Genomic DNA, 23778 nt, shown 5'->3' on the forward strand with positions numbered 1-23778 from the left:
GGATGGAGGAATAAATGATGGCAATGAAGATTAGCACGGATCAATTTAAAGAACGTGTTGATAAAGGAATTCATGATGACTTCATGCGCGGTGCCGTTGCTGGAGCCCAGGACGGTATGGGTGTAAAAAGAAGAGTCGCTGCTGAGGAACTAGGAAACTGGGAAGAATGGCGCTCGCATGGGGAAGAAATTCGTCAACATGTACTGGAAAATTTGGATTATTATTTAGAACAACTAAGTGAGAATGTTGCCAAGCGTGGCGGACATGTATTTTTTGCACAAACTAAGGAAGAAGCAAATGAGTATATCCAAGGGATTGTAAAAAAGAAGGAAGCCAAGAAAATTGTTAAATCGAAATCAATGGTAACTGAAGAAATTAGTTTAAATGCGATGTTGGAAAAAGAGGGCTGTGAGGTTATAGAAACAGACCTTGGCGAATACATTCTTCAAATTGATGATCATGATCCGCCATCTCATATTGTTGTACCTGCGCTCCATAAAAATAAAGAGCAAATTCGTGATGTTTTTACGGAGAGGTTAGGTTACACAAAAACATCAAAACCAGAAGAATTAGCTTGGCATGCTCGTGAGATGCTTCGTAACGAATACCTATCAGCCGATATCGGAATTACTGGCTGTAATTTTGCTGTAGCCGAAACAGGTTCTTTTAGTCTAGTAACAAACGAAGGAAATGCTGATTTAGTAACAGCATTACCTAAAACACAAATTACAGTTATGGGAATGGAAAGACTGGTTCCAACCTTTGAAGAGATGGAAGTTTTAGTTAGCTTACTAACGAGAAGTGCGGTAGGTCAGAAATTAACTAGCTATATTACTGTGTTAACAGGACCGAAAGAAGCATTAGATGTCGATGGTCCGGAGGAATTTCACCTTGTCATTGTTGATAACGGAAGATCCAAGATACTTGGGGGAGAGTTCCAATCTGTTTTACAGTGTATCCGCTGTGCTGCCTGTATTAACGTATGTCCAGTTTATCGGCATGTGGGCGGACACTCATACGGCTCTATTTATTCCGGCCCTATCGGTGCAGTCCTATCTCCTTTATTAGGCGGATACGACGAATTTAAAGAGCTCCCTTACGCTTCAACCCTATGTGGCGCTTGTACAGAAGTATGTCCAGTAAAAATACCGTTACATAACCTTCTTCATAAACACCGAGAAGTCATTGTCGAAAGAGAGGGAAAAGCACCAATATCCGAAAAACTATTAATGAAGGCTTTTGGTTTAGGGGCAGCCTCTCCAATCATGTATAAGCTAGGATCTAAGATGGCACCTGCTGCAATGAACCCTTTTACTGTGGGTGAGAAGATTTCTAAAGGACCAGGTCCATTAAAGGCTTGGACAGATATTCGTGATTTTCCGGCACCAAATAAAGAGCGATTCAGAGATTGGTTTAAAAACCGTGAAAAAGGAGGCAAATAATCATGGTTGGGACGATTCACAATCGAGATAAATTTCTAAACCAAATCGCGGACCGTCTTGGGCGGCCACGCATTTCCTCTCCAGTTGAAAGGCCTACCTGGAAATTCCAGCCCCAATATGAGGTATTGAAGGATGCTACACAAGATGAATTGTTAGAGGTACTTAAAGAGCAATGTAAAAAAATTCATACAAGCCTATATATAACTGATAGAAATGATTTATCTTCAGTCCTAAATGAAGTAGTTTCTGGCTTTGGCGGCGGTCCGATTGTCACTTGGAAAGATGAACGCTTTTCCAAGTGGGGACTAGATCCACTTCTAAAGAAGGAATGGCCAGCACAGAATATAGAGGTTTACGAATGGAATCATAGCAAGGGGCAACAAAACATTGCAAAAGCAGAGAAGGCCAATGTGGGGATTACCATTAGTGAAATCACTCTTGCTGAATCTGGAACGGTCGTATTGTTTAGTGATGAGAATAAGGGAAGAACTGTCAGTTTTCTACCTGCAACCTATATCGCACTTATACCGAAAAGTACACTAGTACCGCGGATTACGCAAGCATCTCAAAAGATGCGGGAGATTCATAAGAAAACAGGTCATGTTGCTTCATGCATCAATTTTATTACTGGACCTAGTAACTCTGCCGATATTGAGTTGAATCTTGTCGTTGGAGTGCATGGACCAGTAAAGGCATCGTATATTGTCATCAATGATTTATAAATATTTTTAAAAGTCTGTACCATAATCGGGTGCAGACTTTTTTTATGTGTATTTCTGTTATACAACAAATTCAAACCTGTTATATAATTAAATGCTATCTTAAAAATCATATATACTAGCATTTATTCAATAATAAATATTTGTGTTATAAAATTTTTTTCTATGTGTTTGACTTTTATCACAGATTAATAAAAATATTCGTTTTACAATAGTTGTGGGGAAGTAAAATTTTATTTTACGAGATGTCTAGCTACAGCGCCTAGGGGCTCGGGGTCATAAGCCGATCCGTTGAGAAGGTCAAAGTACAACCTTCCCGCCGGCTCGTCTTATGCATGTCGCCCCTGGTCGAGGCGCTTCCGCTTTTCAAATCAGGGAGGGGCATTATGTCTATTTTACCGAAAAAAAATGAATTGGGATTTTTTGAAATCCGTCTTGAATCAATTGGGGGGTTAGGTGCTAACCTTGCTGGAAAAATGTTGGCGGAGGCAGGCGTTTTAAGTCTTGGCTTGAAAGGTTCCAATTTTTCATCCTACGGATCCGAAAAAAAGGGGTCTCCTGTAAAGAGCTTTATCCGCTTCTGTGATCCAGATGTGGAAATTAGAGACCATAGTCCAATTGAACAACCACATATTGTTGGGGTTTTCCATGAAGCCTTATATAGAACTGTTAATGTTGTCAGCGGATTAAATGCTGATGGTATCGTACTCGTTAATACAGCGAGGGAATTTGATGAAGTAAAAAAGGATTTACAATTGCAATACGGAACACTTGCCATTGTAGATGCCCTTTCAATTGCCGTTGAAGAAAAAACGAAAGTAAATACAGCCATGCTGGGTGCACTCTATCGCATTTGTGACTTTTTAGATCCAGAATCAATGAGAGATGTAATAAGGAAAACGTTCACAAAAAAATACCCGCATCTAGTTGAGCCGAATATCCGTACTTTTGACCGCGGATATAATGAGGTTCAGTTTAAAACCTACGAAGTACCAGCCGGGGCGGAAGGAAAAGCCTTTACCCGTCCATTGCCAATGCTTGGATACATGACTCAGGAAATCGGTGGAGTCATGGTTTCACAAGCTAATAGTATTTATAAAGATTTAAGCGGTTCACGCCAAGGATTCCTTCCAGAATTCCAACAAGAGAAATGTATTCACTGTGCAGCTTGTGACAATGTTTGCCCGGACTTTTGTTTCGTTTGGGAAGAAGGCGAGGATAAGCGGGGCAGAAAACAAATGTTCCTTAAAGGTATTGATTATCAATACTGTAAAGGCTGCCTAAAATGCGTGGAAGCCTGTCCAACGGATGCGCTTGGTGATCTTCGCGAATTACTTGGGTATGCAGATGACCACCGCGTTAAGCAAAACTTTCCGTATATTGCAGGAGGGGTCCAATAATGTCTATTTTAGAAGATAAATTAATAGCAAAAAACATTGCAGAACAAATTTCTACTTTTGAATCAGGGAATGAAATGGCTGCAATGGCCGCAGCACAAATCAATTATCATATTATGGGATACTTCCCAATTACGCCTTCCACTGAGGTTGCTCAATTTTTAGATCAAATGAAAACACGTGGTGAACATGATATTAAACTGATTCCTGCAGATGGTGAGCACGGTTCCGCCGGGATTTGCTATGGGGCAGCAGCAACAGGTGCACGGGTAATCAATGCAACAAGTGCAAATGGATTCTTGTATATGCTTGAGCAAATGCCTGTACAATCAGGTACTCGTTTTCCTATGGTAATGAATCTTGTTACGCGTGCTGTCAGTGGTCCATTAGATATTCGCGGAGATCATTCTGACTTATATTATGCTTTAAATACTGGCTGGGTTATATTAACAGCAAAAACACCGCAAGCTGTTTATGATATGAATATTATGGCATTAAAAATTGCGGAACATTCTAAAGTCCGTTTACCTGTTATTGTTGCTTATGATGGATTCTTTACTTCCCATCAAAAGCGCCGGGTTGAATTCTTTAAGGATCGCAGTGTTGTGCAGCAATTTGTGGGTGAATGCCCAACAGATTACAACTTTATTAGGGATTTAAGTAAACCAGTAACGATTGGTGCCCATATGAGCGGGGATGATTTCCTCAACAATCACTTCCAACAGTCTGAAGCAATGTACAATGCTGGTGAGGTATTTAAAGAGGTAGCTGAAGAATACGGTAAATTATCGGGAAGAGAATATCCTGTACTAGATCTATATAAAATGGAAGATGCAGAAGTAGCTTTATTTCTATTAAACTCTGCTGCAGAATCTGCTAAAGATGTTGTGGATCAACTTCGTGAAAAAGGAATAAAGGCTGGTGTAATCAGCCCGAATATTATACGCCCATTCCCTGCAAAAGAAATTCGCGAAGCTCTCAAGAATGTAAAATCATTATTAATTGGGGAACGCGCAGATTCCTATGGAGCAAATGGTCCTAACCTAACACATGAAGTGAAATCTGCACTTCAAGATGATAAAGACAATAGGACGATTGTGTTAAGTCGCGTATTTGGACTTGGCGGTAAGGATTTTTATGCAAGTGATGCAGAGGCATTCTTTGATATGGCATTGGATACATTGGAAAAAGGCTATGCTGAAAAGCCATTTGATTACTATGGACATATCCCTGGCAATCCTGAGAAAATTCTTAAGCCAGTCATTTTACCACAACATGGGGATGTCTTTAAAACTGGACTAATCGATGTGAAGATGGATGAAGAAACAAATAAATTAAAAGTAAAAATTCCACCACTTCGGGCCTTAACTGGTAAACCAAAGCGAATTGCATCAGGTCACGGAGCATGTCCGGGCTGCGGAATTTTTGCTGGTCTTGAGTTGTTCTTTAAAGGAATTGAGGGAGACATCGTTACTCTATTCCAAACAGGCTGTGCCTATGTAACTACTACATCCTATCCAAGCACATCCCATAAGCAAACAATGATGCACAATTTATTCCAAAACGGTGCTGCAACATTATCAGGTATTGTTGAAGCATTCATGGAATTAAAACGCCGCGGTGAAATTCAGGTATCTGATGATGCTACATTCGTAATGATTACTGGTGATGGCGGAATGGATATCGGGATGGGATCAGCTATCGGTACAGCGCTTCGTGGTCATAAGCTAATTATGCTCGAATATGATAATGAAGGCTACATGAATACCGGCTCACAGATGTCTTATTCCACGCCAATCGGTCATATGACAAGTACTTCAGGTGTAGGAAAAACACAACGTGGTAAGGCTTTCCATCATAAAGATACAGCACAAATTATGGCAGCAACGAATATTCCATATGTATTTACTGGTTCCGAAGCATTCCCTCAGGACTTAGTGAAAAAGGGTGCAAAAGCACAATGGTATGCACAAAATGTAGGGACAGTTTATGGAAAAATACTCATCACATGTCCACTTAACTGGAAATCCGATGATCGTTTTGGCACAACCATTGTGGAGGCTGCAGTAAACTCATGTTTCTTCCCTCTTTATGAAGTGGAGCAGGGTGTTACAACGATTACTTACAATCCAGAAGAGAAGAATAAACGAATTCCACTTTCGGATTGGTTAAAGTATATGGGAAAAACAAAACACCTTCTAAAAGAAGAGAACAAGACAATGTTAGAAGAGTTTGAAGCTGAAGTTGAGAAAAGATGGCAGCGTCTAAAAGCAAAAGATGAAAATCCAATGTTGTAAATAGAAAAGTCTATAAAAAACACTTCCTTTGGGGAGTGTTTTTTATAATTATTGACAAGGTGAAACTAGTTTGATATATATCTAATTAGGTGGTTATCGAATATCAAGGAAAGCGAGGTAGGACAATGATCCAGTTAGATAAAATCGTATCTTTTTATAAAACAATGGGAGACCCAACAAGAATTCGGATTGTGGCCATACTGGCGAAAGGTCCACTCCATGGTCAGGCGATTGCTGGAAAGCTTGGCTTGTCTGCTCCAACGATTACACATCATTTAAAGAAATTACGGGAAATTCATGTGGTTTATGAAAGAAGAGTCAAGAATACTATCTACTTTTACCTTAATGAATCGCTGATAAATCAGCAGGCAAAGGTGTTAACAGAACTGTTAGAAAAAAAGGGAGAGGAGCTGGATGAAATGGTCGAGTCCAGTCTCGAGAGGCAAAAAATCATTGAAATTTTTTTTTCGAAAACTGGGAAACTAAAAAATATTCCAGCACAACGAAAAAAGAAATTAATCGTATTTGAACACATGATACGCGGGTTAAAAATGGGTGAAAAGTACGAAGAAAAACAATTAAATGAGTTTATAAAAAAATTCCATGACGACTATGCAACCATTCGCAGGGAATTTATCATTAATCACTATATGTTTCGTGAGAATGGTATTTATGAACTAAATCCAGAAGAAATGTGGGCAAAAATTGACTAGAAAAGCAATCCAAAGTGGATTGCTTTTCTTATCTATATACGTTCTTTTATAGTTGCGATAAATGACTTTAGGTCCTTAATGTCATTTCGTTGTTTAATTAGGATTTTTCCGAACTCTATCGTTTTTTGTTTAGCAGTGATTCTGGTTTGCTCGTCCTCAATCCCATCTAAATCTGCAACATGTGCAAGTCCAATGGTTCTTCTGATTAATTCACAGCCTGCAAAGCCGAGGGCATCCCCAAAAAACTTGGATAACTGATAGTTTAAGAATGTAGAAGTTTTTGCAGCAATCTCTTTATTTTCTGTATTCCATAGGAATGAATATTGCTCCTCAAATACATTCCATACGGTTTCAATGTGGTTGATGAAAAGATCACTTTTTTCTTCATTCACAATAACCTGGAAAAGTAGGTTCGCAAATACTTGACCTATATCAAAGCCTGCAGGTCCGTAGAAAGCAAATTCAGGGTCAATTACTTTTGTTTCAGAATTACTAGCAAACACACTTCCAGTATGTAAATCTCCATGCAGGAGGGATTCAGCCTCTGTTAAAAAGCTTTTTTTCAAGACATTTACATGAAACTTTAGTTCCTCATCATGTGAAAGAGCTACGACCGCGGGACGCAGACTATCCTCAAATTCGTTTGTATCTGCATCAATAAATGGATCGGTAAAGATCAAATCCTCAGTGATTTTACATAATTCTGGATTGATAAATTGGTGGACACGTTCTTTTTTTACTCCAGGGCCTAATCCGTAATCCGAAGTGTAAAATAATGTCTTTGCAAGATATTCACCCAAATGTTTAGCAATTAATGGATAGGTTTCACCTTTAATAAAGCCAGTTCTTGCAATCAAAAGATGGGAAAGATCCTCCATAATAGTTACAGCAAGGACATCATCTGTGAATAATACTTCTGGAACATAATCAGGAGCAATTTGCCCGAAAATTTTTAAGGCATCTGCTTCAATCTTTGCTCTTTTCAGTGTTAATGGCCAGCTTTCACCAACTACTTTTGCATATGGGAGAGCTTGTTTGATAATAATACTTTTTCCTTTTAATTCTTCGACAATATGAAAAACAAGATTGAGATTTCCGTCGCCAATCTCCTTGCAGGAGAGCTTAGCATGCCTTGGAAAAATATTTAATTCCAGTGCAAGTTCAACAGCACTCTCGTTTGTTAATGGTTGGTATGTTTTTTGTTTTAGTAGACTCATAATGGCTCCTCCTTGTTTTTGGGAGGCTTAATCGTGCACTTAAGCACGAAAAAGCCTCTTTCTCATTTGAAAGAGGCTCGGGAAGACAAATTGTCTATCGCACCTCTCATCTCTCAGAAAGATAATCCTTCTGTTGGAATTAGCACCGTGCCTTATTTGGACTATAAGCGCATGAAGCGCCCTATTATCCAATAGGTTTAAGGTCGGTTGCTGGGCTTCAAAGGGCCAAATCCCTCAGCCAGCTCGTGATAAGAGAATATTTATTTAACTGGTAAAAATCATATCAGCAAAAAAATAATGTTGTCAATATTTTTTGAAAATTAATTATAGTATTCTGGTTTTCTATCTGTGAAAATAGGGATCTGTCTGCGGATCTCTTTGACTAAATCCATCTCAATATCTGCTGATAAAATTTCTTCGCTTTCTCCAGCTTCCGCGATCACCTCTCCCCACGGGTCGATAATTAAGGAATGCCCAGCGAACTGGTTATTAGGATCATGACCGGAACGGTTACAAGCGATGACGTAACATTGATTTTCAATGGCTCTGGCAATTAAAAGGGCTCTCCAATGAGACAATCGCTGCGCTGGCCATTCGGCAACTACAAACAGTGCCTCAGCACCTTCTGATGTATGTGAACGAATCCACTCAGGAAAGCGAATGTCATAACAAATGGTCCCGGCAAATTTATTATTTTCTATTTCAAAAAGTCCTTTTTGAGATCCTGATTCTAAATAAACATGCTCATCCATTAGCTTAAACAGGTGAAGTTTACTATACCGGTGAACGAGTTTACCCTCCTTATTGACGATGAGCAAAGTATTTTTTATACCGTTATCTTCGCGGTTAGCTACAGATCCGCCAACAAAATTCACTTGGTATCTTTTTGCGGCCTTTTGAAGGAAATCTATTGTCTTACTAGCATGAATATCAGAAATTTCATTAAGACGAGTTAAGTCATACCCTGTAGTCCATAGTTCTGGTAGAACAATGATATCGGGCTGCCCAGCAACAGCCTTTTCAATGAGTCTTTCAGCAGATTGATAGTTTTTATTGGGATCACCAAAGGCGATATCCATTTGTAAACATGAAATTTTTAATTTCACGAATCTTCACCTCGTTTGAACTTTCGGAATTTTTTCTTTACAAGCTGTTATAAAAGTTATATCATTTGTGACTAGAATTTAACAATAGAATAACTTTTATAAATTATTAAAGCAGGTGAGAACCATGAAGCAATTTCCAACATCAGAACTTTTAAACAGTCTTCCTAAGCAGTTTTTTGCTTCACTCGTTAAAAAAGTCGGGGAATATATTTCACAGGGGTATGATGTGATTAATTTGGGGCAAGGAAACCCAGATCAGCCAACACCGGCACATATCGTAGCTAAACTTCAGGAAGCCGCGGTGAATCCATTAAATCACAAATATTCCCCCTTTCAAGGGCACCAGTATTTAAAACAAGCAGCAGCAGATTTTTATTTTAGAGAATATGGAGTACCCATTGATCCAGATAAAGAGGTGGCTATTCTGTTTGGCGGTAAAGCGGGACTTGTGGAAATCCCCCAGTGTTTGTTGAATCCTGGCGATACCATCCTCGTACCCGATCCCGGCTATCCGGATTATTTGTCAGGTGTTGCACTTGCAAAGGCCGAAATGGTTACAATGCCGCTAAGGGAGGAAAATAATTTTCTACCGGATTATAGTGAGTTGAATGGGGATATTTTAGATAGAGCAAAATTAATGTTCCTCAATTATCCTAATAATCCCACTGGTGCGGTAGCGACTCATGAATTTTTTGAAGAAACAATCAAACTGGCGAGTGAACATGATATTTGTATAGTCCATGATTTTGCCTATGGTGCCATTGGATTTGATGGTAAGAAACCGGTGAGTTTTTTACAGGCTCAAGGTGCAAAGGAAGTTGGAATTGAAATTTATACATTATCAAAAACCTATAATATGGCAGGCTGGCGTGTTGGTTTTGCGATTGGGAATGCGAGCGTCGTTTCTGCTATTGAACTTTTACAGGACCATTTGTATGTCAGTTTATTTGGAGCCGTTCAAGAGGCTGCTGCAGAGGCATTAACGGGACCTCAAGATTGTGTAGAGGAATTAAACGAGTTGTATGAGCGAAGAAGGAATGTATTGATTAATGGGCTTCGTTCATTGGGTTGGAATGTCAGCGCACCAAGGGGATCCTTCTTTGCCTGGCTTAAGGTTCCTGAAGGATTTTCCTCTACGGAATTTGCTAATATTCTCCTTGAACAGGCACATATTATGGTTGCACCTGGAATTGGATTTGGTGAATTCGGAGAGGGGTATGTCCGGGTGGGACTACTTTCAACAGAAGAACGATTAGCAGAAGCCGTCGAAAGAATTAGTCGTTTAGAAATATTCAGTTTAATTGATTGACATTTTATTTTTTTCTTGCGATAATGCAAATTAAAGTTAAACACACATTAATAACTGAATAAAATACGAATCGTTTTCTTATCAAGAGCAGGCGGAGGGAAAAGCCCAATGAAGCCCGGCAACCGACTTAAACTAAAGTTTAAGCACGGTGCTAATTCTTGCAGCAACAAGGCTGATAGATGAGAAGATGTTAGTTTGCGGCTAACCTCTTCTTTGTCGAAGAGGTTTTTTATGTTTGATTAAAAGGAAGTGTTTTTTAATGACTGAAATTATTGCTACATATCTACTAAATAACGAAAAGAAACCATCAAAGAAGGCAGAGGAAATTGCCCTAGGTTTAACAGTTGGATCCTGGACGAATCTACCTGAATTAGAACAAAATCAATTGCGTAAACATAAAGGAAGAGTCGTATCGGTTGAATCGAATCCCTCAGAAACAGAAGATCAAGCAGTAATCAAAATTGCCTATCCATCGATAAATTTTTCTAATGACCTCCCCGCTATCATAACTACCGTTTTTGGTAAACTTTCATTGGATGGCGAAATAAAATTACTTGATTTGGAATTTGATGAAGGACTAAAAAGGCAGTTCCCTGGTCCAAGATTTGGGATTGATGGACTGAGGGATAAATTAAACGTTAATAATCGACCATTATTAATGAGTATCTTTAAAGGCGTGCTCGGGAAAGACATTAATTTTTTAGTCGAACAGTTAAAACAACAAGCCCTTGGTGGTGTTGATTTGGTAAAGGATGATGAAATCCTGTTTGAAAATGAATTAACACCATTTGAAAAAAGAATTGTTGAAGGAAAAAAAGCGCTGCAAGAAGTGAATGACCAAACAGGACACCGCACTTTATATGCTGTAAACCTAACTGGCAGAACTTCGCAGCTGAAAGAAAAAGCAAGAAAGGCTGCTGAACTTGGAGCAGATCTCTTATTATTCAATGTTTTTTCCTATGGATTAGATGTGCTGCAGGAATTAAGAGAAGATGATGAAATTGCATTACCGCTAATGGCACATCCTGCTTTCAGTGGTGCATTTGCATCATCACCCGTATATGGAGTATCCCATTCCTTATTACTTGGGAAACTGCTTCGATATGCAGGTGCTGATTTGTCATTGTTCCCATCGCCGTATGGGACAGTTGCATTAGAAAAAACGAAAGCACTGTCGATTGCTAATGAATTAACTAGTGAGGACAGTTTTAAAAAGTCTTTCCCAGTGCCATCGGCTGGAATTCATCCTGGCTTGGTTCCATTGTTAATAGGTGATTTTGGTATTGATTCGGTTATTAATGCAGGCGGTGGAGTACATGGACATCCAGGCGGTGCCCGTGGCGGCGGTCTTGCATTCCGACAAGCGATTGAAACTAAACTCCAAGGCAATTTATTGGCTGAAGGGGCTGAAATGTATCCTGAACTTAAACTAGCACTAAAGCTATGGGGAAATGCAGAGGTAACAGTATGACCAAACCTGTAATCTTTTGTGATTTTGATGGAACCGTAACGGAAAGTGATAATATTATCAAAATGATGGAAGAATTTGCTCCTCAGGGATGGGAAAACATTAAGGATCAAATTCTCACTTGCCAAATCTCCATTAATGAGGGAGTAGGAAAATTATTCTCTTTATTACCTAGTCAATTGGAGAAAGAGTTAACTGCGTTTGCGATTGAGCATGCAAAAATTCGGCCGGGATTTAAAGAATTTGTAGAATTTGCGCAAAAAGAAGAGATTCCTTTATATATTGTTAGCGGTGGGATTGACTTTTTTGTTTATCCGGTATTAGAGAAATTTGGACCATTTGCTGGTATTTATTGTAACGAATCTGATTTTTCGGGTGAGAGAATTAAAATTCTTTGGCCGAATGAATGCGATTCATTATGTGACAATAATTGTGGCTGCTGTAAGCCGAGCATTATTCGAAAGCTAACCCATGAAAACGACAAGTTCAAGATTGTCATAGGAGATTCGGTTACAGATCTTGAGGCAGCGAAGCATGCTGATTTTGTGTTAGCAAGAGATTTACTGCAGGAGAAATGTGAGGAATGGGGCATTAATCATCGAGGATTTAGTACGTTCTTCGAATGTATCGAGGAAATTAAAAAAAGAATTGAGGTGGGGGAATTAAAATGTTAAAGGAAAGATGGAATGAATTAGCAGATGTAAAAGATGAACTTGCAAATCGAGACTGGTTTATGGGTACGAGCGGTAATCTAGCGATAAAAGTTAGTGATCATCCACTTCATTTTTTGGTAACAGCGAGTGGTAAGGATAAGCGGAAACGTACAGATGAAGATTTTTTACTTGTTGATGAGTTTGGTCACCCTGTCGAACAAACACATTTAAAACCCTCAGCAGAGACACTGCTTCATGTTGAAATTTATCGAAAAACGAATGCTGGCTGCAGTCTTCATGTTCATACAATTGATAATAATGTTATTTCAGAAATATATGGTGATCAGGGTGAGGTCACGTTTAAAGGACAAGAATTAATCAAAGCATTTGATTTGTGGGAAGAGGATGCAACCTTAAAAATACCGATCATTCACAATTATGCACATATACCGACTCTGGCTGCTAAATTTTCTGAACAAATATCTGGGGATACGGGGGCTGTTTTAATTCGTAACCATGGAATCACGGTATGGGGGAAAACTGCATTTGAAGCGAAAAAAATTCTTGAAGCTTCTGAGTTTTTATTTCGGTATCAGTTACGGTTATTAGAACATAAACCATACCAAATTATTTAAAGTAGTCAAACCAACTAATAATGGAAAGGAAGAATGTAAAATGGCATATATTACATTTCAAAACAAAGAAGTGCAAATAAATGTTCAAGAAGAGGTTGCAAGTTTCCTTGAATCTCAAGAAGTTATTTATGAAAATTGGGATATTAGCAAGCTTCCAAGTGCTCTGGTAGAAAAGTATCTTTTGAGCGAGGGAGAAAAAGAAGAAATTCTAAGTGTTTTTTCTGAAGAAATCGCTGATATCTCTGCTAGAAGGGGTTACAAAGCTCAGGATGTGATTTCATTGTCAGAAAATACTCCGAATTTGGATGTCTTGCTGACAAATTTTAAAAATGAACATCATCATACAGATGATGAAGTTCGTTTTATTGTCAGTGGCCACGGTGTATTTGTCATTCAAGGCAAAGATGATGAGTTCTTTGAGGTACATCTAAATCCTGGTGACTTGATCTCTGTCCCTGAAAATACAAGACACTATTTTACCTTAGAAGAAGACAGAAAAGTTGTCGCAGTAAGGATATTTGTAACAACCGAAGGCTGGGTTCCGATTTACGACAAGTTAGAAGTTCAATAATAGTAGTGAAAGAACTGGCTGTAGTTATCTGCAGCCAGTTTTTTCGTGAATATCTTATTAGTTTGATGAAAAAAGGATTTGAAGAAATACGAAGAATTTTGTCGTAAAACCGATATGTTTAACGAAGAATTTGTCGAAAAACGAAAGAAATAGGATGTTTTGTCTACTTTTGCGAATGTGTTTACTTTTATCAAAATTCTTGTCATAATTCATCAAGTAGTCTAAATTTTAGTGATTTACAGTAATTGGGTAATAGGTAGGGGGAAACAAAAAATCATGTACGAGTATTGTAATAACCATAATGAAATGATTGAAGAGATAAAGGAAAAAAGGCAGCTAATGATTAATAGTGCCAACTCTCTTGGGTTTACGAGTGAAGTAACTATAAAATATAGTCAAGAGCTGGATGAATTAATAAACGAATATCAAAAGGCCATGGAAGGATCCTCGAGGCCAAATGATGAAATCAAGCTTGCTTTTAAACAGATGATTATGATTTGGCCTAAAATATTGATTTAATAACAATGCAAAAAACCATCTCGAATAGGCCCCGTTAAATGAAATCCTATGAAAAAATATCAATAATGTACACCATGACAAGCAGTCCCATGATAAATGCATAGGTGGACACCCGCTCATTTCCGTCTCCATGGCTTTCGGGTATCAATTCCTTATAAATAATAAATAACATAGCTCCGGCTGCAAAAGAAAGCCCATATGGTACAAGACCTTGTACATATGATGTCAAAAAATATCCTAATAATGATGTAACGATTTCAATGGCTCCCGTTAATGTCGCTATAATGAAGGCCTTCCACTTACCTATCCGCTGATTAATTAAAAATAATGCGACAAGAAGGCCTTCTGGTGCATTTTGAAATCCAATTGCCAAAGCGATAAGATTTCCTGTATCGCCCTGCTCCGATGCGTAACTGACGCCAACTGACAATCCTTCAGGAATATTATGCAGAGTAATCGCAGAAATAATTAAAAGGGCTTTCTCGTCAAATTGAATTCCAGTTTTGTTATGCTGTAAGTCAATATGAGGGATATTTTTTTCTAATAGAGTCAGCGTCCAAACTCCTAGACAGATTCCTACAAAAAGGGATGCAAATCCACCGTATTTCAATGCCTCTGGGATTAAACCTATCGTAGAAGCTGCCATCATAATACCAGCACTAAAAGCTAATAAAACATCCTTCCAACGATGTGTAATAGAATGTTGAATAAATAGAATGATTAGTGCACCTGCTCCTGTAGATAGCGCCGAAAGTACACTGCCAAAAATAACCTCAGTCATCACATAATTCCTTCCTTATCCAATAATCCTAATCCAGACATCTACAAAATTAGACATGACCTGTGATTTTTATCATTGTTTATATCTAAATATTTCATATAGTTATATTAGTACTATTTATCAAATATTTACATCACGATTAACTACATATCTTACCACAACTTGTCATAACTTCAAATTGTTAATACTTTTAATTCTACCTCTTAGAAACGGCATAAAGATTTGTTTGAAGTCTTTTAATCATCACTAGTTTAAGTAAAATTCAGTAAGAAAATAAGAAATCTATCATTGTTTGGTACTATGCTTCTGTTGCGATACATATATCGTTAATAAAAGCATTTTTCAACCATAAGGGAGCAAACGCTTTCACTAAATCTAGAGATCATATGGAGGAGGGAAATTCCTACATGCATATTGTCGTATGTGTCAAACAAGTACCCGATACAAAAATTATTAAAATCAACCCAAAAACGAACACACTCGACCGCCGCAGTGCACCTGCCATCTTGAACCCTTACGATGCCCACGCTGTTCAGGAGGCGGTAACAATCAGGGAAAGAACTGGGGGTACCATTTCCGTTTTATCAATGGGTCCGCCGCAAGCGACTGATATCATTAAAAAGAGTGTAGAAATAGGTGCAGATAAAGGATATCTAATTTCAGACCGTGCCTTTGCAGGAGCAGATACTCTGGCAACTAGTTACGCTCTTTCGAAAGCATTAGAAAAAATCAATAAAGAACACCCGGTAGATATGATTATTTGTGGAAAGCATGCAATTGATGGTGATACAGGACAAGTTGGGCCTGGAATCGCAAGAAGAATGGATATCCCGCCAATAACCAATGTAATTGAAGTGACAGAAGTCAATCAGAAAGAAAAGACAGTACTGATAAAACGAAAATTAACAAACGGCTATGAATTGATTCAATCGGAACTACCTTGCTTATTAACCGTTGAAAAAGAAATTAATGAGATTGAGTATTCACCAATGCCCAATATGGTTCAAGCAGCAAGGTATGAACCCATTATTTGGGCAGTAAGTGACTTTGAAAATGTTGAACGCTCGCAGCTCGGACTAAAAGGTTCACCAACAATTGTGGGGAAAATGTTTACGCCGCCTCGTCCTGAAGGTGGTAAAAGACTAGAAGGTGCTGCAGATGAGCAGGTCAAGCAGCTTATGGACCTTTTGATGGAGAAGAAGGAACTATTAACAATCCAGACATCTAATTAATATAGAACAATCTTTTGTCAAGGGGGGAATTTAACATGAATCTAGACGATTTTCGGGGAGTCTGGGTATTTATTGAACAAAATGATGGGAAGGTCGAAGGTGTTTCTCTAGAATTACTTGGTGCCGGAAGAAAGTTAGCGGATAAATTACAAGTTCCATTAGCTGGCTTTTTACTTGGTCATGAAATAAAACCATTAGGGAATAAAATTATTTCTTATGGTGCAGATATTGTGTATATGGTTGATCATCCTGTTTTAAAGAATTATCGTACAGAATCATATATGAAGGGCGTAATGCTCCTTGCTGAAACATACAAACCAGAGATAATCCTTTACGGTGCAACACCCAACGGGAAAGATTTAGCAAGTGCCGTAGCTACAGATTTAAATACAGGTTTAACGGCAGATACAACCATGCTAGACGTGGATATTGCTAATAGATTGCTAGAAGCAAGCAGACCTGCCTTTGGCGGTAATATTATGGCAACTATCCTTTGTAAAAAACATCGACCGCAAATGGCAACGGTGAGACCAAAGGTAATGAAGGCATTAGAACCAGATTCAGGGAGAACAGGCAAAATCATTGAGGAAAAAATATCACTTCAAGAAGAAGATATGCGTACAAAGGTATTACAAATTGTGAATGACGTAACAAATAAAGTCAATTTAGCTGATGCCCATGTCATCGTCTGTGGAGGAAAAGGAATGGGGGATTTGCAAAACTTCCAGCTTCTGTATGAATTTGCAGAAACAATTGGAGCAACCGTTGGTGGTACACGTGATGTTGTTGAAGCTGGCTGGCTGCCACATCACCTTCAAATTGGTCAAACAGGTGAAACAGTTACTCCAAAAATTTATTTTGCCGTTGCCTTATCTGGAGCCATTCAGCACGTTGTTGGTATGAAAAATTCTGATTTAATTATCGCGATTAACAAAGATCCAAATGCGCCAATTTTTGATGTTGCGACATATGGAATCGTTGGAGATGCCTTGGAAATCCTTCCAAGATTAATCGAACAATTTAAGCAACTTAGATCTGTAAAGGGCGGTGAAATGAGTTATGTCTGAAAAATTTGATGTGATTGTCGTTGGTGCTGGCCCAGCAGGTACTTCATGTGCCCTTACCTGTGCAAAAAGTGGACTAAACGTTTTACTAATTGAAAGAGGGGAATACCCAGGGGCTAAAAACGTAATGGGCGGGGTATTGTACCGTAAGCAAATGGAAGAATTAGTTCCTGAATTTTGGAAGGAAGCACCTCTGGAACGACCAGTGATTGAACAACGTTTTTGGATGATGGATAAAGAATCTGTTGTTCAATTTGGTTATAAAGGTCTCGAATGGGGTGTAGAACCATATAATAATTTTACAGTCTTACGCGCACAGTTTGACCAATGGTTTGCCAAAAAGGCAGTTGATGCTGGTGCACTCCTTATAAATGAAACAGTTGTAACTGAATGTATTGTTGAAAACGGTAAAGTCGTTGGAGTTCGTACCGATCGTCCAAATGGTGATGTATATGCGGATGTCGTCGTGCTTGCAGATGGGGTTAACTCGCTCCTTTCAAAACAGTTGGGCTTCCATAAAGAATTTAGACCAGATGAAGTTGCTTTAACCGTAATGGAAGTGATTAATTTACCAAAAGAAAAAATAAATGACCGATTTAATTTGGAAGATAATCAAGGGTGTACGATTGAAATTTTTGGTGATTCAACAAAAGGCAACCTCGGTACAGCGTTTGTGTACACCAATAAAGAAAGCTTAAATATTGGGGTGGGAACAACACTATCGAGTATGATTAAAGCGAAAATAAAGCCATATGAGCTCCTAGACTACTTAAAAACTCACCCTATGGTAAAACCAATCCTGGCAGGGGGAGAATCCGCCGAATATCTTGCCCATCTCATACCAGAAGGGGGCTACCGTTCGGTTCCTAAAGTGGCTGGAAATGGAGTTATTGTCGTTGGAGATGCAGCACAGCTAGTCAATGCGATTCATCGTGAAGGTTCGAACATGGCGATGGCATCTGGAAAAATGGCTGCAGAAGCTGTTGTCCAGGCACATAGTCGTGGGGATTTTAGTGAATCAAGCTTAAATAGCTATCGTGATGCACTAAATAGTAGTTTCATAATGAAAGATTTAGAGAAATATAAGGATGCTGCACATATCTTTGAGAAGTATCCGCAATATTTTAATGAATATGTTCCAATGATGAATAAAGCCATGAGCAAATTCTTTACGGTCGATGGAACACCGAAGCGGGAAAAACAAAAACAAATCATGAAGAGTGTGACCTCAGAACGTGGAACCATCCGTGTGATACAAGATATTTATCGTGCTTGGAAGGCGGTGAAATAATGTCAACGAAAAATATCGAGGAAAAACAGTATCTCCTCCGTTTTAAATGTGATACAAAATCTCATTTGACCGTACTGGATCATGACGTCTGCATGACAAAATGTCCCGATAAGATTTGTACAGTATTTTGCCCTGCTGAGGTTTATAAGTGGGAAGGAACACGAATGCAGGTAGGCTATGAGGGCTGTCATGAATGCGGAAGCTGCCGGATTGGCTGTCCGTATCAAAATATTAAATGGGAATACCCTAAAGGCGGACATGGAATTGTATTTAGGTTAGCCTAAGTTTCAAATTAAAAAGTGCTGTCTGCAATTGCAGACAGCACCTTTTTTATGTAGATTTTTAATTTTAACTATATGTGGGTTATTTCACAAATGAGAGTAAAAAGAAGGTGAAGCAGAAGGTAATATTTTTAGGGGTTAGCTTATTTTCTCTAGAAGCGTTGCTGAAGAAAGTCGATCGTTTTTGCCGGCTGAAACGAGAGACGATGCAAATGCGTTTGCATGATCAATTAACTCCATATTCGTAGAACAATAATATGGCTTTTTCCAATTGAAGTCTCCTTCACAATCAGCAGGGTATATACTTACTTTCCAATGAAAATATATTTTTGTTTGTGGGAGTTGAACCCCTTCTACGGCAATCAGCCAATGGGTTGAAGGTGAGTTCGCATTGTTTGCACTGGATTCCTGTAAGGCAATTTGGTCATTTACACCAATGGGGATTAGTGCCTTTTGATAAAAATCGTGATAATTTGGGGTTTTCATATCTTTTCCCTCCCTTTTATGGTCTACCTCTATTATATGAAACAATTAATCTTTTTTTGTGTGATAAATGTTAAAATTTTAAAAAAAATTGGCAAGTTTTCATTAAACTGACAAAATTTCTTTCATTCATTCACAATTTTGTATAAATGTGAGCAAAGTCACTACATTAACTACTGGTTGATTTTATACTTGTACCAATAAAAGTGATAGAGGTGATTGTTGATGAGTGGCTGTATGAGTGGGTTTGGAGGCATGCCCCAAGCTGAACTAAGTAAAGGACTTAAGCAATTAAAAGGTGAACACTCACCGTTATTAAAGCAACTAGATGACATGTACGAGTTAACACAAAAAATTGACCAAGAAATAGATATCGAGACTAATTTCTCAGCATTAATTACAAGTGTAAAAGAATTTAAGGCGGCATTAGACCCCCATTCTGAAAGAGAAGAAGGTGTTCTTTTTCCGATGATGGGTGTTTATATCGGTACAACTTCAGGACCTATTGCTGTAATGGAGTATGAGCATGACCAAGCTAAATCCAAAATTGGAGAATTTCTTAGGAATGCAGAAAATAAACCGAGGTCTATTGAGGAAAAGAAAAAAGCAGCACAACTAGTTCAAAGTGCTTACTTTATCTTAACAGAGCATTTCTCCAAAGAGGAAAATGTTTTATTCCCAATGGCGGAAAGAATGCTTACCGACGAGCAAAAGGAAGAATTATATCAAAAAATCCAGGAAATATAAAAGGATGGGCTCCTGTGCCCATCCTTTTATATTTCCTGCTTATTCCATTCCGTGATCTTTTTATCGGTTGGAAGAAGGAAAGCTATTATACCTAGTAATGGCAGTACTCCGAGCAACCTTATCATTGATTGCATCCCAATCCAGTCTGCAATATAACCAAGGCCCACAGAACCAATTGCCCCCATTCCAAATGCAAGGCCAACTGTTAATCCTGACATCGTCCCAATTTTACCTGGGACTAATTCCTGAGCGTATACTACCGTAACTGAGAAACTAGTCATTAAGATAAATCCAGTGATAATCAGGAATATAAACGCCAGAGTCGGCGGTGCATACGGAATCAAAATAGAAAAAGGAACGGTCGTTAACATTGAGATAGAAATGATGGTTTTTTTTCCAAAACGATCTGAAAGAGGCCCTCCAAAAAAAGTACCGACTGCGCCCGAAACTAAAAAAGCGAAGAGGAAGAGCTGAGACTGTTTAATCGTCAAGGAATATTCCTTGATTGCATAAAAAGTATAAAAATTTGTAATTCCAGAAGTATACCAAGTCCTTGCAAAAATTAATAACAGAATCAAAAGTAATGTAGTTTTTACCTCTTTCGTTAACCCTTTATTTGTTCCTGCACTAGATTGCTTTTTCTTTAATACATTTGGAGAAACTATTAATCTCTGATGGTACCAATTAGCAATATAGACCAATAAGATTACCGCAAGTGCAGCTACAACCGTAAACCATGAAGCTCCGATTTGCCCAAGAGGAACTAATATTAACGCTGTAATTAAAGGGGCTAATGCCTGCCCTGTGTTACCGCCGACCTGATATATTGATTGAGCCAATCCACGGCGATTTCCTGCTGCCATATAGGCAACCCTAGAACCCTCTGGATGAAATACCGCTGACCCAAGACCAATGAACAGAACTGACAGTACGATCAATCCGAAGCTTGAAGCAAATCCTAATCCAAGAATACCGACTAAAGTGAAAGTGAGCCCAACCGGGAGTGCGTAGGGCATTGGTTTTTTGTCGGTAATAAACCCGACAATAGGCTGCATAACGGATGAAACCATATTTAAGGAAAAAGCAATTATCCCAAGTTGGGTAAAACTCAGTCCCATTGATTTTTCCAAGATAGGAAACATCGCGGGGACGACAGCTTGAATGGCATCATTTAATAAATGACACAATCCAATAATAAATAAAATTTTGTACATGGTTGCTTCAGAAGTATTGGATTTCTGTGAGGGTAAAACTGCTGGTTGACTCATAAACATCCCTTCTTTATTTAAGTAGTTAGTAACTATTTGCTAACCTTATCTTACTATTGAATGAAGGAAATAAGAAATATTTATTCTTTATTCAATAATAAACATTCTTACCTCTTCCTTGTTGGGTAAATTGACAAATCATCAAAAATTTTTTATAATAATCTTGAAATCAAGATAATTATAAGATCCATCTCTTATATAAATAAAATTATTTTATTATATAGGCTGTGTTATTTTTGGTACTCTGTTGACCTTCGTTCCAGGCACGCCCGCTAACCGCTCGTGCCTGGAACGGAAATCAACAGACAAGTTTAACACAGACAATAATTAAAGGATGAGTTTTTTATGGAAAATAATTCAACTGCCAATTCATTGAAGCTTTTTATTGTCCTTTCAAGAGCATATAAAGCTATAAACGAACATGTAAATAAAGTAATCCAGGCTAACGGGTTAAACCCTACCGAATTTGCCGTTCTGGAACTTCTGTATCATAAGGGTGACCAGCCGATGCAGCAAATTGGCGGAAAGATCTTGCTGGCAAGTGGGAGTATTACTTACGTGGTCGACAAACTTGAACAAAAAGGGATGTTAAGAAGAATTGCCTGTCCGAAAGATCGCCGTGTCACTTATGCACAAATCACAGAAGATGGGAAAAAATTTATTCAGGATATTTTCCCTGAACATGCAGAACAAATCAATAATCTCATGTCAGCGCTTAGTGAACCTGAAAAACTAGAGGCGATTGAATTGTTAAAAAAACTGGGATTACCTGCTGGTAAATTCTAATACGGCCATTTTGGCCGTATTTTTTTGTTTTCAGGAATGTTAGTCGATAGTATATAATATAATAGGTTGGAATATTTTACAAAGGGGTTGTTTCAATGGGGTTTGAAAACTATACATACATAAGGCCGAACTTAAAAGAAGTAACAGAAAAATTTAATGCTGCCCTTGAGAGTTTAAAAAATGCAGTCACAGTAGATATACAAAACGAAATAATGAATGAAATTAATAAATTAAGAAATGACATAGGGACGATGTTTAACCTTTGTTATATCCGTCATTCAATTGATACCAATGATGAATTTTACAAGGAAGAACAAGATTATATGGATGAAATTCAACCTGAGGTTGAAGGGTTAGTGACAAAGTATTATCAAGTACTGGTTGATTCTAAGTTCCGGCCTCAACTAGAAGCGAAATGGGGTAAACAGCTTTTTGCCCTTGCCGAAGGACAGCTGAAGACATTCAAACCAGAAATTGTTCCTTTACTTCAGAAAGAAAATCGGTTGTCAACGGAATATACAAAGCTAATGGCATCTGCAAAGATTGACTTCGAAGGGGAAGAAAGAACTCTAGCCCAATTAGAGCCGTTCGCTCAATCAACTGACAGAGAAATGAGAAAAAGAGCAAATGAAGCGAAATTTGGCTTTATGGTTGAACATGAAGCAGAATTTGATCGCATTTATGATGATCTTGTTAAAGTAAGGACTGAAATCGCTCAGAAACTTGGGTTTAAAAACTTTGTTGAACTTGGTTATTATCGAATGATGAGAACTGATTATAATGCAGAAATGGTTGCCAATTTCCGTAATCAAGTAAAGGACTACATTGTTCCAATCGCAACAAAATTAAAGGTGAGGCAACAGGAAAGAATCGGTCTCGATAAGCTTAAATATTACGACGAATCTTTTAATTTTCAAACGGGAAATGCCACTCCAAAGGGTACGCCGGAATGGATTATAGAAAATGGGCAGCAAATGTATGAGGACCTATCACTAGAAACTGGGGAATTTTTCCGATTTATGCAGGAAAATAATTTGATGGATCTTGTGGCTAAGAAGGGAAAAGCCGGCGGCGGCTATTGTACTTTTATCGAAAATTATAAAGCTCCTTTCATTTTTTCAAATTTCAACGGTACCTCTGGAGATATTGATGTTCTTACACATGAGGCTGGTCATGCATTTCAAGTTTATTCGAGTCGTCATTTTGAGATTCCTGAATATGCTTGGCCGACATACGAAGCATGTGAAATTCATTCCATGAGTATGGAATTTTTCACATGGCCATGGATGGATTTGTTCTTTAAGGAAGATACCGATAAGTACAAGTTTTCTCATCTAAGTGATGCTTTATTATTCCTGCCATATGGGGTGTCCGTTGATGAATTCCAACACTGGGTCTATGAAAACCCAGAAGCTACACCAAAAGAGCGAAAGCTACAGTGGCGTAAAATTGAGAAAAAGTATTTACCTCATAAAGATTACGACGGCAATGAATACCTAGAAAATGGGGGCTTCTGGCAGCGTCAAGGCCATATCTTTAATTCACCGTTTTACTACATTGATTATACACTTGCGCAAATTTGTGCCTTTCAATTCTGGAAGCGCTCCAGAGAGAATCAAAAGGAAGCATGGGAAGACTATGTGAAATTATGCAAATTAGGCGGCAGTATGTCATTCACTAAGTTAGTTGAAGCAGCGAATTTAATCTCGCCATTTGAGGCTGGTTGTGTTGAATCGGTAGTGGGTGTGATTGAAAACTGGTTAAACTCTGTGGATGATAAGCATCTATAAATGAAAAGA

The 23778-nt window shown here is 38.3% G+C and carries 23 protein-coding genes and 2 riboswitches; of the genes, 18 read left to right on the top strand and 5 right to left on the bottom strand.

Translation table 11 applies throughout. The features are described from left to right. Positions 1–17 precede the first annotated feature (17 nt). The 5 genes from FS608_RS07710 to FS608_RS07730 all read left to right on the top strand — a co-directional run bounded on the left by FS608_RS07710 (position 18) and on the right by FS608_RS07730 (position 6568). Positions 18–1442 carry a LutB/LldF family L-lactate oxidation iron-sulfur protein gene (locus tag FS608_RS07710; RefSeq protein WP_144548694.1) on the top strand — a complete coding sequence of 475 codons (1425 nt, stop codon included), beginning with the start codon at positions 18–20 and terminating at the stop codon, positions 1440–1442. A 2-nt stretch (positions 1443–1444) separates the two neighbouring features. After that, a complete protein-coding gene (locus FS608_RS07715; RefSeq protein WP_144548695.1) occupies positions 1445–2164 on the top strand; it encodes a LutC/YkgG family protein in 720 nt (239 codons plus the stop codon). A 383-nt stretch (positions 2165–2547) separates the two neighbouring features. Beyond that, positions 2548–3561, top strand: coding sequence for a 2-oxoacid:acceptor oxidoreductase family protein (locus tag FS608_RS07720; protein ID WP_144548696.1), 1014 nt, complete (start codon positions 2548–2550; stop codon positions 3559–3561). Further along, a complete protein-coding gene (locus FS608_RS07725) occupies positions 3561–5855 on the top strand; it encodes a thiamine pyrophosphate-dependent enzyme (RefSeq protein WP_144548697.1) in 2295 nt (764 codons plus the stop codon). Before FS608_RS07720 ends, FS608_RS07725 begins: the two co-directional genes overlap by 1 nt. 128 nt (positions 5856–5983) lie before the next feature. After that, entirely contained in the window at positions 5984–6568 is a 585-nt protein-coding gene (locus FS608_RS07730; RefSeq protein WP_144549381.1) for a DUF2087 domain-containing protein, read from the top strand. Between the two features lie 32 nt (positions 6569–6600). Here the strand turns inward: FS608_RS07730 and mtnK are convergent, their stop codons facing one another. Together mtnK and FS608_RS07740 are read right to left on the bottom strand one after the other, a co-directional pair. Continuing rightward, positions 6601–7785: an S-methyl-5-thioribose kinase gene (mtnK, locus tag FS608_RS07735; RefSeq protein ID WP_144548698.1), complete on the bottom strand. Its 1185-nt coding sequence runs from the start codon at positions 7783–7785 to the stop codon at positions 6601–6603. A 103-nt stretch (positions 7786–7888) separates the two neighbouring features. Then, a riboswitch (SAM riboswitch) is annotated at positions 7889–8040 on the bottom strand. Positions 8041–8105: 65 nt separating this feature from the next. Beyond that, the gene (locus FS608_RS07740) at positions 8106–8891 is read right to left on the bottom strand and encodes a carbon-nitrogen family hydrolase (protein WP_144548699.1); all 786 of its coding nucleotides are present in this window, start codon (positions 8889–8891) and stop codon (positions 8106–8108) included. A 124-nt stretch (positions 8892–9015) separates the two neighbouring features. On the opposite strand from FS608_RS07740, the gene FS608_RS07745 reads away from it, so the two are divergent. The 6 genes from FS608_RS07745 (at position 9016) to FS608_RS07770 (ending at position 14046) form a co-directional block, all read left to right on the top strand. Continuing rightward, positions 9016–10200: a pyridoxal phosphate-dependent aminotransferase gene (locus FS608_RS07745; protein ID WP_144548700.1), complete on the top strand. Its 1185-nt coding sequence runs from the start codon at positions 9016–9018 to the stop codon at positions 10198–10200. Between the two features lie 75 nt (positions 10201–10275). Then, a riboswitch (SAM riboswitch) is annotated at positions 10276–10386 on the top strand. 73 nt (positions 10387–10459) lie between these two features. Further along, a complete protein-coding gene (gene mtnW / locus FS608_RS07750; protein WP_144548701.1) occupies positions 10460–11671 on the top strand; it encodes a 2,3-diketo-5-methylthiopentyl-1-phosphate enolase in 1212 nt (403 codons plus the stop codon). Then, positions 11668–12342 carry a 2-hydroxy-3-keto-5-methylthiopentenyl-1-phosphate phosphatase gene (locus tag FS608_RS07755; protein WP_144548702.1) on the top strand — a complete coding sequence of 225 codons (675 nt, stop codon included), beginning with the start codon at positions 11668–11670 and terminating at the stop codon, positions 12340–12342. Before mtnW ends, FS608_RS07755 begins: the two co-directional genes overlap by 4 nt. Then, positions 12336–12956 (top strand): methylthioribulose 1-phosphate dehydratase, encoded by a 621-nt coding sequence (locus FS608_RS07760; protein WP_395947663.1) that lies wholly within the window; start codon positions 12336–12338, stop codon positions 12954–12956. The genes FS608_RS07755 and FS608_RS07760 overlap by 7 nt, the downstream gene beginning before the upstream one ends. 40 nt (positions 12957–12996) lie before the next feature. Further along, complete coding sequence (locus FS608_RS07765) at positions 12997–13527, top strand: 1,2-dihydroxy-3-keto-5-methylthiopentene dioxygenase (protein ID WP_144548704.1); 531 nt, start codon at positions 12997–12999, stop codon at positions 13525–13527. A 276-nt stretch (positions 13528–13803) separates the two neighbouring features. Next, complete coding sequence (locus FS608_RS07770; RefSeq protein WP_144548705.1) at positions 13804–14046, top strand: aspartyl-phosphate phosphatase Spo0E family protein; 243 nt, start codon at positions 13804–13806, stop codon at positions 14044–14046. Between the two features lie 46 nt (positions 14047–14092). Here the strand turns inward: FS608_RS07770 and FS608_RS07775 are convergent, their stop codons facing one another. Further along, the gene (locus FS608_RS07775; RefSeq protein WP_144548706.1) at positions 14093–14827 is read right to left on the bottom strand and encodes a ZIP family metal transporter; all 735 of its coding nucleotides are present in this window, start codon (positions 14825–14827) and stop codon (positions 14093–14095) included. Positions 14828–15234: 407 nt separating this feature from the next. Here FS608_RS07775 and FS608_RS07780 point away from each other — a divergent pair, with 407 nt between their 5' ends. The 4 genes from FS608_RS07780 to FS608_RS07795 are packed head-to-tail and all read left to right on the top strand — an operon-like array spanning position 15235 to position 18698. Next, entirely contained in the window at positions 15235–16059 is an 825-nt protein-coding gene (locus FS608_RS07780; protein ID WP_144548707.1) for an electron transfer flavoprotein subunit beta/FixA family protein, read from the top strand. 35 nt (positions 16060–16094) lie between these two features. Continuing rightward, the gene (locus FS608_RS07785; RefSeq protein WP_144548708.1) at positions 16095–17126 is read left to right on the top strand and encodes an electron transfer flavoprotein subunit alpha/FixB family protein; all 1032 of its coding nucleotides are present in this window, start codon (positions 16095–16097) and stop codon (positions 17124–17126) included. Beyond that, the gene (locus FS608_RS07790; protein WP_144548709.1) at positions 17119–18414 is read left to right on the top strand and encodes an FAD-dependent oxidoreductase; all 1296 of its coding nucleotides are present in this window, start codon (positions 17119–17121) and stop codon (positions 18412–18414) included. The genes FS608_RS07785 and FS608_RS07790 overlap by 8 nt, the downstream gene beginning before the upstream one ends. Beyond that, positions 18414–18698: a ferredoxin family protein gene (locus FS608_RS07795; RefSeq protein ID WP_066252392.1), complete on the top strand. Its 285-nt coding sequence runs from the start codon at positions 18414–18416 to the stop codon at positions 18696–18698. Before FS608_RS07790 ends, FS608_RS07795 begins: the two co-directional genes overlap by 1 nt. 135 nt (positions 18699–18833) lie before the next feature. Here FS608_RS07795 and FS608_RS07800 read toward each other — a convergent pair whose 3' ends face one another. After that, positions 18834–19181, bottom strand: coding sequence for a hypothetical protein (locus FS608_RS07800; RefSeq protein WP_144548710.1), 348 nt, complete (start codon positions 19179–19181; stop codon positions 18834–18836). Positions 19182–19403: 222 nt separating this feature from the next. Between FS608_RS07800 and FS608_RS07805 the strand changes: the two genes are divergently transcribed. Then, positions 19404–19925 (top strand): hemerythrin domain-containing protein, encoded by a 522-nt coding sequence (locus FS608_RS07805; protein WP_260871624.1) that lies wholly within the window; start codon positions 19404–19406, stop codon positions 19923–19925. Positions 19926–19951: 26 nt separating this feature from the next. Here the strand turns inward: FS608_RS07805 and FS608_RS07810 are convergent, their stop codons facing one another. Then, positions 19952–21193, bottom strand: a complete 1242-nt coding sequence (locus tag FS608_RS07810) for an MFS transporter (protein ID WP_144548711.1) — start codon at positions 21191–21193, stop codon at positions 19952–19954. Positions 21194–21538: 345 nt separating this feature from the next. Here FS608_RS07810 and FS608_RS07815 point away from each other — a divergent pair, with 345 nt between their 5' ends. Both FS608_RS07815 and FS608_RS07820 read left to right on the top strand, forming a co-directional pair. Next, positions 21539–21979 (top strand): MarR family winged helix-turn-helix transcriptional regulator, encoded by a 441-nt coding sequence (locus tag FS608_RS07815; protein ID WP_144548712.1) that lies wholly within the window; start codon positions 21539–21541, stop codon positions 21977–21979. A gap of 95 nt (positions 21980–22074) precedes the next feature. After that, complete coding sequence (locus FS608_RS07820) at positions 22075–23769, top strand: M3 family oligoendopeptidase (protein ID WP_144548713.1); 1695 nt, start codon at positions 22075–22077, stop codon at positions 23767–23769. The last annotated feature ends 9 nt before the right edge of the window (positions 23770–23778 follow it).

Source organism: Bacillus sp. X1(2014), assembly GCF_007678255.1.

Bases quoted from the DNA above. Each gene is read 5' to 3' on its own strand.
- FS608_RS07710 (WP_144548694.1), top strand. From the start codon at position 18: ATGGCAATGAAGATTAGCACGGATCAATTTAAAGAACGTGTTGATAAA.
- FS608_RS07715 (WP_144548695.1), top strand. From the start codon at position 1,445: ATGGTTGGGACGATTCACAATCGAGATAAATTTCTAAACCAAATCGCG.
- FS608_RS07720 (WP_144548696.1), top strand. From the start codon at position 2,548: ATGTCTATTTTACCGAAAAAAAATGAATTGGGATTTTTTGAAATCCGT.
- FS608_RS07725 (WP_144548697.1), top strand. From the start codon at position 3,561: ATGTCTATTTTAGAAGATAAATTAATAGCAAAAAACATTGCAGAACAA.
- mtnK (WP_144548698.1), bottom strand. From the start codon at position 7,785: ATGAGTCTACTAAAACAAAAAACATACCAACCATTAACAAACGAGAGT.
- FS608_RS07745 (WP_144548700.1), top strand. From the start codon at position 9,016: ATGAAGCAATTTCCAACATCAGAACTTTTAAACAGTCTTCCTAAGCAG.
- mtnW (WP_144548701.1), top strand. From the start codon at position 10,460: ATGACTGAAATTATTGCTACATATCTACTAAATAACGAAAAGAAACCA.
- FS608_RS07755 (WP_144548702.1), top strand. From the start codon at position 11,668: ATGACCAAACCTGTAATCTTTTGTGATTTTGATGGAACCGTAACGGAA.
- FS608_RS07760 (WP_395947663.1), top strand. From the start codon at position 12,336: ATGTTAAAGGAAAGATGGAATGAATTAGCAGATGTAAAAGATGAACTT.
- FS608_RS07765 (WP_144548704.1), top strand. From the start codon at position 12,997: ATGGCATATATTACATTTCAAAACAAAGAAGTGCAAATAAATGTTCAA.
- FS608_RS07770 (WP_144548705.1), top strand. From the start codon at position 13,804: ATGTACGAGTATTGTAATAACCATAATGAAATGATTGAAGAGATAAAG.
- FS608_RS07775 (WP_144548706.1), bottom strand. From the start codon at position 14,827: ATGACTGAGGTTATTTTTGGCAGTGTACTTTCGGCGCTATCTACAGGA.
- FS608_RS07780 (WP_144548707.1), top strand. From the start codon at position 15,235: ATGCATATTGTCGTATGTGTCAAACAAGTACCCGATACAAAAATTATT.
- FS608_RS07785 (WP_144548708.1), top strand. From the start codon at position 16,095: ATGAATCTAGACGATTTTCGGGGAGTCTGGGTATTTATTGAACAAAAT.
- FS608_RS07790 (WP_144548709.1), top strand. From the start codon at position 17,119: ATGTCTGAAAAATTTGATGTGATTGTCGTTGGTGCTGGCCCAGCAGGT.
- FS608_RS07795 (WP_066252392.1), top strand. From the start codon at position 18,414: ATGTCAACGAAAAATATCGAGGAAAAACAGTATCTCCTCCGTTTTAAA.
- FS608_RS07800 (WP_144548710.1), bottom strand. From the start codon at position 19,181: ATGAAAACCCCAAATTATCACGATTTTTATCAAAAGGCACTAATCCCC.
- FS608_RS07805 (WP_260871624.1), top strand. From the start codon at position 19,404: ATGAGTGGCTGTATGAGTGGGTTTGGAGGCATGCCCCAAGCTGAACTA.
- FS608_RS07810 (WP_144548711.1), bottom strand. From the start codon at position 21,193: ATGAGTCAACCAGCAGTTTTACCCTCACAGAAATCCAATACTTCTGAA.
- FS608_RS07815 (WP_144548712.1), top strand. From the start codon at position 21,539: ATGGAAAATAATTCAACTGCCAATTCATTGAAGCTTTTTATTGTCCTT.
- FS608_RS07820 (WP_144548713.1), top strand. From the start codon at position 22,075: ATGGGGTTTGAAAACTATACATACATAAGGCCGAACTTAAAAGAAGTA.